Origin of the sequence: Synechococcus lacustris str. Tous (genome assembly GCF_003011125.1) — a bacterium.
Taxonomy (GTDB): domain Bacteria; phylum Cyanobacteriota; class Cyanobacteriia; order PCC-6307; family Cyanobiaceae; genus Synechococcus_D; species Synechococcus_D lacustris.
Genome location: NZ_PXVC01000061.1, coordinates 1 through 12,215 on the forward strand (window position 1 = coordinate 1; position 12,215 = coordinate 12,215).

At 51.6% G+C, this 12,215-nt stretch carries 8 protein-coding genes; 5 read left to right on the plus strand and 3 right to left on the minus strand.

Annotated elements, in window-relative coordinates; all coding sequences use genetic code 11:
* Positions 1–3,786 precede the first annotated feature (3,786 nt).
* Complete coding sequence (locus C7K08_RS15225) at positions 3,787–4,941, plus strand: hypothetical protein (RefSeq protein WP_133165223.1); 1,155 nt, start codon at positions 3,787–3,789, stop codon at positions 4,939–4,941.
* 40 nt (positions 4,942–4,981) lie between these two features.
* Positions 4,982–5,938 (plus strand): vitamin K epoxide reductase family protein, encoded by a 957-nt coding sequence (locus C7K08_RS10485; protein WP_241537203.1) that lies wholly within the window; start codon positions 4,982–4,984, stop codon positions 5,936–5,938.
* Positions 5,939–5,948: 10 nt separating this feature from the next.
* Here the strand turns inward: C7K08_RS10485 and nadB are convergent, their stop codons facing one another.
* The 3 genes from nadB to C7K08_RS10500 all read right to left on the minus strand — a co-directional run bounded on the left by nadB (position 5,949) and on the right by C7K08_RS10500 (position 8,821).
* A complete protein-coding gene (gene nadB, locus C7K08_RS10490) occupies positions 5,949–7,559 on the minus strand; it encodes an L-aspartate oxidase (RefSeq protein ID WP_272867432.1) in 1,611 nt (536 codons plus the stop codon).
* 53 nt (positions 7,560–7,612) lie between these two features.
* Positions 7,613–7,996 carry a photosystem II complex extrinsic protein PsbU gene (gene psbU / locus C7K08_RS10495; protein ID WP_106500568.1) on the minus strand — a complete coding sequence of 128 codons (384 nt, stop codon included), beginning with the start codon at positions 7,994–7,996 and terminating at the stop codon, positions 7,613–7,615.
* An 84-nt stretch (positions 7,997–8,080) separates the two neighbouring features.
* Positions 8,081–8,821, minus strand: coding sequence for a DUF3120 domain-containing protein (locus tag C7K08_RS10500; protein WP_241537204.1), 741 nt, complete (start codon positions 8,819–8,821; stop codon positions 8,081–8,083).
* 75 nt (positions 8,822–8,896) lie between these two features.
* On the opposite strand from C7K08_RS10500, the gene C7K08_RS10505 reads away from it, so the two are divergent.
* The 3 genes from C7K08_RS10505 to C7K08_RS10515 form a co-directional block, all read left to right on the plus strand.
* Complete coding sequence (locus tag C7K08_RS10505) at positions 8,897–9,757, plus strand: undecaprenyl-diphosphate phosphatase (RefSeq protein ID WP_106500569.1); 861 nt, start codon at positions 8,897–8,899, stop codon at positions 9,755–9,757.
* A gap of 18 nt (positions 9,758–9,775) precedes the next feature.
* Positions 9,776–11,146 (plus strand): TIGR03279 family radical SAM protein, encoded by a 1,371-nt coding sequence (locus tag C7K08_RS10510; RefSeq protein WP_106500570.1) that lies wholly within the window; start codon positions 9,776–9,778, stop codon positions 11,144–11,146.
* 75 nt (positions 11,147–11,221) lie between these two features.
* Positions 11,222–12,215: TolC family protein (locus C7K08_RS10515; protein WP_341272160.1), on the plus strand; the 994-nt coding region annotated here is incomplete at its 3' end.

Genomic DNA, 12,215 nt, shown 5'->3' on the forward strand with positions numbered 1-12,215 from the left:
TATGTTTCATCCTATGCAACGAGTTCAAATCCTTTAGTTGTAGATGAAGATAATTTGCCCTTAGCAGGGGCCGAGGGGCCAAATACCGCATTTACCAATACGAGCACCACAAGTATTAATTTGAAAACGGGTAGCTTTGCGATTAACACTGGCGCACTGAAACTCGGCTCTAGTTTGGTTCCCCTTGAGGGAAGTTCCCAATCCATAACTGGCCTAAGCCTGCTCGATTCAAATGGTTCGCCTATCAGCAGCGATGGGGCTGGCAATCCGATCATTTGGGACTATGGCATAAGTGCGGCGCGCACCCTAAGGGCCCGTGCCAAYAATATTGAACTGCTCAAGGTTGAATTCCCAAGTGTTCCCCAGCTTGCACCCGCCAGCAATGCTTCCATAGAAGTTAAAGCAACTTTATCAGGCGCTTTGCCAAGCCACATATTATCCTTAGCKGATAATAACTACAGCAAAATAGGCCCATCAGGTGTTTGGCAAGGTGCTGTTGATTTAAAGGGTATAAGCTTATTRTTTAGTGATTCGTYTGCCGCCGCATCYACTGCAGATGATCTAACAATTCCAATCCCACTCACCATCCTCGACGACAGACCCCAGGCTCCCCTGATTTCTGGCCCCACAWCAGCTTGTTTCGGKGGRAYGGCTAAATCTGGTTCGTTTGTGATCTCGCCTGGGGCAGATAAGGCATCGCTTGGTTTGCTTATCGATGCAAATGGCAATGGTTCCTATGACGCTGATGTGCAATTAGTTACTGCCAGTGGTGTGATTAATGATTTGCAGGATCGCAGTTTTGATATTGCCGRTAAAGGGGTTTTACGCATTAGCACGGATGTTCGATCYGGCATGGGTAGTTGGACTTTTMTTCCGGCTGCCAGCGGAACTTCAGCMGCCTCACAGTTTTTCTCAATTGGTGTKCGCGATGGYGATGGTGATTTAACACTTAGTARCCATAAAATAAYACTGAATACCTTGCCAATTTTTGGCRGCAGTAATGATCGTAGCCTAATCCTTAATGAAGATAAGCTGCCCAATGCAGGAGGRGAAAATGCTTCGGCCCTTTCTTTTGGAATTAYTGATACGGCTAATTTAGTTATACAGTCKGGCAGTTTAGMTACCACATCTATTGGCTTTGATCCCACATCTGTTGGTTTAGCTGCAATAAAGTTGTTCCGTGATGGYAATGATGTAACAGCTAATTTAGTGGATCCATCATCAAACTCCCTKTATAGCTTTGCCGTAACAAGTGCTTTGGGCTCGAACGAYACCCTCACTTTRTTTTGGGCTGGCAATGCGGTAGCTAGCCTCAATTTAAAGCAAACCGCTTTGCAGATAGCAGCTGGTAATAGTGGCGTGGTTAATCTTGAAGCTAAGTTGCTTGGCCCTATGCCAAGCCATCTGGTAAAAAATCAAGACGGTAGCTATGCACCATTAGTTTTTGAAAACTTACCATTGCAACTCCAAGCTGCTGATGGCTGTATCTCCTCTGTTTCGGCGGCATTAACTGTTCACGACGACCGCCCAGCTTTAAGGCTAGTGAATAGCAGCGGTGGCACCACTAGTAGCATGGCTGCCGGTGCTTCCACTTCAGGCAGATGGGGCAGGGCAATAGATAGCACCGGTGGCTTTAGTTCCGCGGTTGGTGCTGATGCTTCCGCCTATGCCAATGCAGATTTTGCAAATTCCTCTCGCTGGGAATTAATTGTAAATAACACTACCTACCCCAGTGCAACAGCGGCAGCGGGCGTTAGCACCCCTTTGGGGAGCCTGAGTGTTCAAACTAGCGGCAGTTGGACTTTTAATGCACTACCTACGATATTGAATCAAGAGCAACTTAATTTTGCAGTGGCAGTTATAGATGCCGATGGTGATAGGCGCAGCTACAATCACAGAATTGTGATCMAGCCTGCCAGTGGCCCTTCATTAGATGGGGTTCAGCTAGTTGTAGATGAAAATAATCTACCTTTGGCAAATGGYAAGGGACCGAACCAACAAGTTCTAWTTTCTGATCARAAAAATCTAAAACTAACGGCTCAAACAGCTGARATAACTAGTTTRGTTTTTTCATCAACTGYCGCTGATCCAGAGCTTWTTGATGCCAATGGTCAGTTGMTTAAGGGGATGGTTTGGAATCGCAGCACAAATGGATTGTTATTAACAGCTAGTTATGCAGGKGTTGATGTTTTACGCCTTGAACTTCCAAGCCAGGTGCTTGTTGCAGCTAATAGCAGTGCTGAATTGCCCTTGAAAGTTACCCTGCTGGCACCACTTCCTCACCATGCTGCAGCTGATGATAATTACAGCGAAGCATTRGMTTCCGGAGATTAYAACGGTGCTATTAAAATTACTGGGGTTCCATTACKTGCAATGGCAAGCAATGGGCAGGTGGCTGAAGCAACTTCTAGCATTGTTGTTCTTGATGATATGCCAGCTGAGTTGCAATTAATTGGCGGCWCAMATACCTATTTTGGTTCCACTATTCCCCTCATTGGTTCTTTTCTTGTTCAGCCCGGAGCYGATCAGGGATCTMAYAMWGTTGAATTTGCTGCSAATGGYAGTTCCATATCGCTTRATARTTCGCTACCTKCTGGCTTTTTAGATATYCAAGGCTTTGGTCGTTTTGATGTTTCTGTTGATTTCGCCACGGGCAAAGGCATCTGGTCTTTTATTGCTAATGCCCCAGATGGATCTGCCGGCAATTTGGATTTTCATGTTGCTGTTAAAGRTGCCGATGGMGATCAAAGATCTGCTTYCCATTCGMTTGCAATCTCCAAGCTCGCCAGCATTGATTTAGGRGCAAGTGGTGGACAACTGGTGCTCAATGAGGATGCAWTAGCCATACCTTTTGTGGGGCCAGATTCTCCTTATACACCCACTTTCARTAACACCATCGCAACAGGTGCCGGYATCACAATTAAAATCAATCTCAATTCTGATTCAGTTGCTGGGATACGTTTTGATTCCTCAAGGCTCRCTTCCATCCAGGCTAATGCACCTGGATTAACTTTCCAGCTARCTAATCAAGCCACAACATTGCAGGTTTGGCAATCTAGTAATGCAGCTGCMGCRGCKCCGATTCAAGTGGCTGAAATTAATTTGGGAGCAATWGATTTAACYACAGATCCCCTTGTYCCCAGTGTTCCAATWTCAGCTARGTTGCTAACTAATTTAATTAGCCATGCCAGCGCCCAAGCGGATAACAAATATTCAGCRTTGGATTTTRCTAATCTCCCAATTRTTCTCGAGCGTGTTCAATCCGAATTGCCACCTGTAACTGAWGTTATTAAATTACGAATTTATGATGATGTTCCTCGRGTGGGKATAGCTGATCCCTACGCAGATTCAGGTGAAGWAGTTCAAATCATTGCCCTTAATGGTGAGAGCTTTGCTGATACTGATACCGTTACGCGCACAGCCCCTGGCGGCCAGGTGCAGGGCACCTGGGGTGCTTTAGCAACTAATAATGAAGCGCGATCATCAATAGCAGGTCTTGGCCTTGATTCGGCTTTAGGCGCCGATGGCCTTGCCGCCGGACCCGCGCTTGAAGGAATTAAAACTTGGCAATTGTGGGTTGATATTAACCTTGATGGAAACGAATCCACRGATGAACTRTTTACGCCTRCCTCCGCTGCARCCCTTGATGGCACGGGCCCAAACAGTGGTTTGGCAATYCGAGATTCTAATGGGAAAGCTTYTGGTAGGTTTAAATTTTGGGATAGCCAAGCTACTAAATCAGCMGGATGGGCTTTTAAGGCAGATTCCGGCGCCCCATCTGGCGATTTGAAATTTCGCTTGCAAGTTAGTGATGTTGATKGCGATTTAGATAGCCATTTACATCGCATTGAAGTTGCAGATAGCCCAACCCAGGTGGGGCAACATCCAACCGTAAATCTTTATTTGTTGTTGGATAATTCCACTTCGATGAAAGGTGCCGACCCTGCCACAGCCGCCGCTAGCAATCAAACACGCCTTGAAACTCAAAATCGCTCTGCCTTTATTGCCCTGCAGCAGGCGGCAGCCCTTGCCGGCTATGGATATTACACCGGCTCTAATTCTCCCTTCTTTAATTTTGATGATTCATCGATAAATAATGTGTTGCTWAATAGTAGYGATCTYATCGCTAACTCTTTRGCTTCTTATCARCTGGCAGACRACCCTTCCGATGGCATCTTGGCTGGYAAGATTAATGTTCATGTTATAAAATATGGATATATTGTTGAGTACCAGAAAACTGAGATAACACCAAYATCTGTTGATGAGGGCATATCTATAGCCCAGCAGGTGCTGCTCACTAAAACGCCTGATCAACTCTATGGAAACAGCATTGCCTCAAATCCAAATTGGTTTGCCCGTGGSTTGCCCGCCCCAAGCGAGCTTGATTACTACCAGGGGCCAAATACGCTTGCTTCTAATCTTTATGCCGGCACTGAAATTCTAGGAGCGCTCACGGGTTTWAATAATTTGCTCCAGGCMCAATTGMAMTCAACTGCGCCAGGTTCATTAGATACAACGCTTRTTGCCATGAGTACCGATGGCCGCCCCGAACGCCGTTATTGGTGGGACAACCGGCCGGAGCGGGGCTCCACCGGCATCGCAGTTGCTTTGCCTGCGGAGTTGGGTGGYGATCGAATTCTCTCCTCTGGSCGTTTATACGATCAATCTGGTAAYTCAAGGGTTACTCCCACGGCCGCTGGCGTGGATCAATGGAGCCTCACCCAACTGGCAATGAACAGCAGCCTTGATTCCTTAGCCGCCAAACTGGCATCACCTYCTGATCAGTTGCAGGTGTCTGCCCTTGGCACTGGCGATGGCTCCTTRGCCCGTTTCCCCMAGATCTACGAAGATTTGCTTGGCGCGCAAACCTTTGATAACAGCAACAGCACCTGGGTRTATCAATGGAGCGGCAGTAGCAGCCTCCCCCCTTTCAAGGGGTAGGCGTTCACTGCCAAACTATCAAAATCAGCTAGCTAGCCCTTTGACAACCACTCGCCAGCGCCCAGAGCCCGTATTGCACCGTTGGGTGAGGCCAGTGATGGGGGCCCTTGCCACCATCGGCGCCATCGACACCGCATCAATCAGCCTTTCCAGYTGGGGTGTAATTGGTGAACTCAGCTGCCCCGGTGCTGCTGGCGGTTGCAACAAGGTGCTGAATAGCGCCTGGGGCACAGTGGCGGGCCAACCGCTTGCCCTGTTTGGCTTTTTTGCCTATGCCTCCCTTGTGTTGCTATGCCTKTTGCCCTTGATCCCGGCCCTGCAGCAATGGTTAAGTAGCCAATCGATATCAACTAAGGCTGGCCTTGGYGCCCGCCGCAGTGGCCGTAATCCAGATTTGTTTTGGCACCTRGGCTTTTTTATMAGCCTGGCAATGGCGGTGTTTAGCCTTGTATTAGTGGGCTTAATGCTGTTTAAAATCCAAGCAATTTGCGCATTTTGTTTTTTATCTGCAGCACTTAGTATTGCCCTTCTGCTTTTTCATTATTTCGGTAGGGAATGGCAGGATGTTGGCCAGTTGATATTTCGCTCGGTAATTGGCGCTTTATTAGTTGCTTTGATCTCATTGGCCTGGGCCGCTGCTGCCGATAGGCCTGCTGTTTTAACCGAAAAAGGTGTTCCCCCAGTGGTAATTAAGCAGAGCAATCCAGCCAAGATTGCTTTGGCGGAACACCTAACTAATACGGGTGCAACGATGTATTCMGCCTATTGGTGTCCCCATTGCCATGAACAAAAGGAGTTGTTTGGCAAACAAGCCACGGCCAAGCTGAATGTTGTTGAATGCGCTGTGGATGGCAAAAATTCCCAGGCGGCCCTGTGCGAAGCAAAAAAAATTKATGGTTTCCCCAGCTGGGAAATCAATGGCAAGCTTGATTCAGGTGTAAAAAAGCTTAGCCAATTGGCTGATTTAAGCGCCTATAAAGGTGATCGMGCTTTTTAAGGCTTTAGCTTTAATTAATTGCTTCGCCCACAGCAGYAGTGGAAAGCTTTTCGCCTATTCTTTGCAGGCTGTGGCGGCACCAATAGGGCAGAGCGGCGGGGGCATCACGGCGAAAATGACCGCCGCGGCTCTCTTCGCGAAAAGCAGCGGCTTTAAGTAAAAGCAAACTCACTAGATTGCGTTGGCGTTGATCCCATAAAACTTCAAATTGCGTTAGTTGTGCCTCGYTAACATTRTGTAATTCACCCTGGGGCTGTTCTAAAATTGGTTTYAAAAYCGTTGATAGATTTAATTCCTGCTGAATTGTTGTGGCTATTTTTATAGCTWCTTCCAGGCTGCTGCCCCAGCGCTCCACCCCCGCCACTTGCCAGCAGAGCCGCCGCAGCTTTTCGCTTGCTTGCTGGSCCTTCAGCATTAAAGTTTGCTCACAATTCCAATTCAAGCTGCTCACTTTTTTGTTGAAACTTGGGCCAACWGGGTTRCTCAAGGGGTTGAGCATTCGCAATTGATGGGCCATCACTAAGCATTCGCTCAAGGAATTACTTGCCAAGCGATTTGCCCCATGGATGCCGCTGCTGGCTACTTCGCCAACCGCATATAAACCAGCTATTGAGCAAGCTGCTGCCAGGTTGGTGGCCACACCACCCATCCAGTAGTGGGCCGCTGGTGCCACCGGCAATGGTTGTTGCAGTGGCGCAAGCCCTAGCTCGATGCAGCGCTTCAGAATCATTGGAAACTGTTGCTGCAGCTTTGTTACACCCACCGGTTTGAGATCCAGCCAGAGGCKCTGCTCAGCGCTGCGTTGCATTTCCCGCACCATKGCGCGGCTGAGTTGGTCCCGGGGCAGCATTTCACTGGCCCCAAGCGGTTTTCYATCGCTTTTYARCAGTTGCGCCCCCTCCCCCCGCAATGCCTCTGAAAGCAGGAAATGGGGTGCCCCGGGATGCATTAAGGCCGTGGGATGAAATTGCACAAATTCCAGATCCCGCAGCACTGCCCCGGCCTCCCAGGCCATTGCCACCCCATCACCGCGGGCGCTGGCTGGATTTGTTGTGTTGGCAAATAGGTGGCCACCACCACCGGTGGCCAGCACCACAGCCCCCGCCTGCAGCCAACCGAGCTGGCCGCCATAGATCAGCTGGAGCCCACAGCATTTGCCTGCTTTTAGCCAAAGTTGTGTGGCAAGCCCCCCCTGCAGGCAGCAAACATTGGCCTGGGCTTTCAGCCGTTGCTCCAGCAGCTCCACCAGGGCTAGGCCCGTTTGGTCTTGGGCATGGAGCACCCGCCTTCTGCTGTGGGCCGCCTCCAGGGTGGTGCTCAATTCGCTGCCATCACGGTCTAGTTGCAGGCCMAGTTGCAACAGCCGCTCAACGCAACCAGGCGCCTCTTTTACCAATAAATCCACCGCTGCCGGTTCCCCTAGGCCTGCACCGGCCCGTAGGGTGTCGSCCCGATGCAGGCTTGGGCTGTCGTCTGAACGCACCGCAGCKGCAAGYCCCCCTTGGGCCCAGCGGCTGGCGGAGCGGGGYTCCCCATCGCGGCAAAGCAGCAAAACCTTTAGGGCCTTGGGCAGCTCTAAGGCCGCCATCAAGCCAGCTGCTCCGCCCCCAACCACAACCACATCCCAAGCGATTGGGAAGGGATCAGTATCTGGGGGGTAGGTARATGAAGCGATCAGCGGTATTGCCCGTCGTTGATGCGATCAAACCCTTCATTTAGGGCGATTTCAGGTTGGGTAACAGTGAAATTAGAGCGATATTTCTCGAATAATTCCTTTTGGCGTTCGCTCAGATCAAGCTTGAGCACATCATCAACATCGGTGTAGGGGCCACCCACAACGATCTTGCCGGCAAGGGTGGGATACATGCCTGGGAATTGCTGGAAGCGACGCACTGAGGAGTTGTTTAGATCCACCTTGCCCTGGGCCTGGGCGATTTTGTCGTCGGCCAGATTGCGCAGTTCGTCTGCTTGGGCCAGTTGGGGCTGYAGGCCCAAAAGGCAACTAAATAGCAAAACGCTGCAGAGCAGGGTGGCAAGCCAACGGTTGAGCCTGGTCATGCGGGGCCGTAGCAGGTCTAAACAGCAACGTTACAGAAGCCTTTGCAATGCTTAGCCGTTATTGGCCCATCCATTCGCAGTTCTTTAAACCAAGCCGCTGAATTGGGGGCTGAGTAGGGCCAGAAATAGGAAAATTCCATCCACCAACAAAGTGGTGGCAAGGCAAGCGGCCACCACTCGGCAGCCTTGGCCCTTAAGCCACAACCAACGGCTAAAACAAAGCATCCCAACGGCAAAAGTTGCCACCACCAGCAAGTGGCTGGGTTGCAGCACTAGGGCCGCCGCCTCCGCAAGCAACTGCTGGGCTGCTGCTGGTTCTGCTTCTAAAACCTGCGGCCATAGGGGCATAACACCGCATAGGGCCATGGCCGCATCGGTGCAGGCAGTGCCGAGCAATGCTCCTAAATAAAATTGTCCAGCCTGGCGCCAGGGTCCCCAAAGCCCAGCCACTGCTATGGGCAGCGCAAAAGCTTCCACCGGTAGATGCCAGAGGGGATGGAGCCTCAGCCAACCCCAAAACACACAACCAGCCAGCCAGCTGCCACTAAATCCAACTAACAAATTGCCCCAAGTGCCCCTTTTGAGGATGCCAATGGCCAGCAACAGCAAAGTGAAAATTGAAGCCAATGCCGGCTGGTGGCGCACCAATGGTGCCTGCAGAAACACCGGYAAACACACCAGCAGTGCCGCCAACAGTGGCGCTGAGATTTGATTTTTTAGTGGTAACTGAAACTGCCGGGGCAGCCAAAGAATTTCAGTTGGAGCGGCCGGCTGCACCTGATTCAAGGTTGCGGTGCCGGAACGCGCCAAAGGAATTGTGAACAAAGGTTCATAACCTTAAAGCCAAAAGCCCACAAACTGCCGTGAGCCGTAAGGTGCCGCTGCGCAAACTTCTTAAATGTGAACCCCGCAACCCCCTTAACCCTGTTGGAGGCCTGTTGGCGCACCTTGGTGCTGGGGGTAGTGCAAGGCCTCACGGAATTTTTACCGATCAGCAGCACCGCCCACCTCAAGGTGGTGCCGGTGCTGTTGGGYTGGGGTGACCCCGGTGTGGCCGTAACAGCAGTGATTCAACTTGGCAGCATCATTGCGGTGRTCGCCTATTTCCGCAGCGATTTAAGCCAGGTTTTTAAAGGCATCGCCAGGGCCCTGCGGGGTGGTGATTGGGGCCACAAAGATGCCCGTTTGGGGGTGGCGATTGCCTTGGGCACGGTGCCGATTGTTTTGGCGGGTTTGGCAATCAAATTGTTTTGGCCCGGCTATGRGGCATCACCCCTGCGCAGCSTTGCCTCSATTGGCATTGTGTCGATTGTGATGGCCCTATTGCTGGCCTTGGCSGAACGGATCGGCMAGCGGCGCCTGCAGTTGCCTGGTGTGAAACCAGGGGATGGTTTGGTGGTGGGTTTAGCCCAGGCCCTGGCCATCATTCCAGGCGTSTCCCGTTCCGGCAGCACCCTCACGGCAGCATTGCTCAGCGGCTGGGAGCGCTCCGATGCGGCCCGCTTTTCTTTYCTRCTTGGGATTCCGGCCATCACCCTGGCCGGCTTAGTGGAATTAAAGGATGCCCTCAAGGCAGGWGCCACCTATGCCCCACTGCCTTTGCTAATTGGAATTTGTTCGGCAGCTTTGGTTTCTTGGTTGGCGATCGCCTGGTTGCTGGAGTTTTTAAAAACCAACAGCACCTGGCCTTTTGTGGTGTATCGCTTGTTATTTGGTGCCCTKTTGCTTGGTTTGGTGGCGGGAAACCCCACACTGGGTTAGTTCGCTGGGTTTAAAGCCGTGTGGCTGGAGCCAAGTTCTGGTATTCCCCTCAATAGCAACCCTGGGGCAGCCACGCCCCAACCTGCTGTGGTGGCAAGTGTTGAACCCGGATCGATCGGCGCTGAACTCGGCTTCCAAGCCGGTGATCGCTTGATCGCCATCAATGGCATGCGCCCCAGGGATTTGATTGATCTGCAGATGCTTTGCGGCGAGGAGGAACTGCTGCTGGAGGTGGAAGACCCCAGCGGTGAAATCCATCGCCTTGAAATCGAAAAAGATGCCGATGATGGCCTAGGCCTTGGTTTTACAGARGCCCTATTTGATGGTTTACGGCAATGTAATAACCATTGCCCCTTTTGTTTTATTGATCAACAACCCCCAGGCCGCCGCCATAGCTTGTATYTAAAAGACGACGATTACCGGCTTAGTTTTCTCTACGGTTCCTACCTAACACTCACCAACCTCACCGCCGCAGATTGGCAAAGAATTGAAGAGCAGCGYCTGTCGCCCCTTTATGTGTCTGWRCATGCCACAGAACCWGCCCTGCGCAGCCGCCTATTGCAAAACGAAAGGGCTGGTTTGTTGTTGGAACAATTGGAATGGTTTCAAAAAAGGCAACTRCAAATTCACGCCCAGGTGGTGGTKTGYCCAGGAATTAATGATGGCGAAGCYCTAATCGCCAGCTTGAACGATCTTGCTGGTTTTGGAGCTGGTGATTGGCCGGCGGTGTTATCTGTTGCAGTGGTGCCAGTGGGTTTAACCCGCTTTCGCCCTGATGGCGATGGCTTAATACCCGTGGATCGGCCCACAGCYTTGCAAACGATCGCGGCCGTGGAGGCSCTGCAGGCGGGTTTTAAAAAACGCTTTGGTAACCCTTGGGCCTGGTTATCGGATGAGTGGTATTTGATGGCTGGCTTACCCCTGCCGCCGCGGGCTAGCTATGCCGATTTTCCCCAGCAGGAAAATGGYGTGGGCAGCATTCGCGCCTTCCTTGAGGAGCTTGATCAAGCCACCAAAGCACTACCCAAAAGTTTGGCAACACCAAAGCGGATCAGCTGGGTGGTGGGCCGTTTGGTGGGGGAAGCGCTGCAGCCGGTGGTGGAGCGCCTCAAGAAAGTGGTTGGCCTCGATCTGCAATTGCAGCCATTGCCAAGTCCCTACTGGGGCTGCGATCAGGTGGTAACGGGTTTGCTCACCGGYTCCGATCTGTTGGAGGGGCTAGCCGATCGCGATTTGGGTGAGCTTTTGCTGCTGCCGGCGGTGCTGTTGCGCCAGGGGGAWGCGGTTTTTCTTGATGATTTGAGGCTCGAGCAGGTGGAAAAAAAGCTTGGCGTGCCGATTTGTGTGGTGGGGGGTGCAGCTGAAGTCGTGGCTGCTTGCCTGCGTTAAGGGCCCAAAACAACCTAAATTCTCTGWACAGATAATTTCTGGAAGGTGAAGGTGGCTAGACGCATGCGCAGCTTGATGCTGGCCCTCGTCTTGGCCGCCGGGCCAACGGCTGYTTGGGCCAATGATTCCCTTGACCCCAGCCCTGAGCAATTGCCCAATGCCATCAAGGTGAAGGGTCCCCGGCCCAAATCAAACCCTGATGCTYTGCCKCCGGCAGCCACTAGCTTGCCTGCTGATTTARATAATCTTGCGGCCCCKGCCCCCYTGGCCYTACCCACCAACCCWGCCCAGGTGCGAATTGTTGATTACCGGCCCTTGAGGCTTAGGGAAGTGGAAAGATTAATTGAAGTRAATAGTCCCCAATTAAAAGCAATTGCCTCMCARGTTGAACAGGCTAAATCYAATTTAAGGGCTCAAATTTCCGCCTGGTATCCAACTTTAAGCCTCAGCACTGGKAGCTTCCCCTCCCGAAGTTWTGGCAGTCGCACCCAGAACTATGGCAGTGAGGCAATTACACCTAACRATCCMTACGATGCAAATGCCTATAARACCCAAACCCAAACATACGGAGCAATTGCAGCTCTTAATTTTAATTGGGATTTGATTAATCCCCARCGGGTGCCCCAGATTGCTGCCGCCAGRGACCAGTTTGAAAAAGCTAAAAATCAGTATCTAATTACTCTGCGTGAATTGCGCCTGCAGGCAGCAASTGCCTATTTCTTGTTGCAAAATGCCGATGATCAAGTGCGGATTGGTAAATCTGCGGTGCAATCCTCCTCTGTTAATTTGCGCGATGCTAGGGCGCGCCTGCAGGCGGGCGTTGCCACCAAGCTTGACGTGATGGAGGCCGAAACCCAGTTGGCCCGCGATCAGCAAAAACTCACCGACGGTTTATTGCAGCAGTCTTTAGCCCGCAGAGACCTAGCCCGTTTGCTGGATCTTCCCCAAAACACAACGCCCACTGCCGCTGATCCATCTACCCTGCTGGGAGTGTGGCAGCCAWCCTTGCAAGAAAGCATCGTGGCAGCCTATGCCTTCCGCGAGGAGCTCAGCAATTTGATCCTTGATG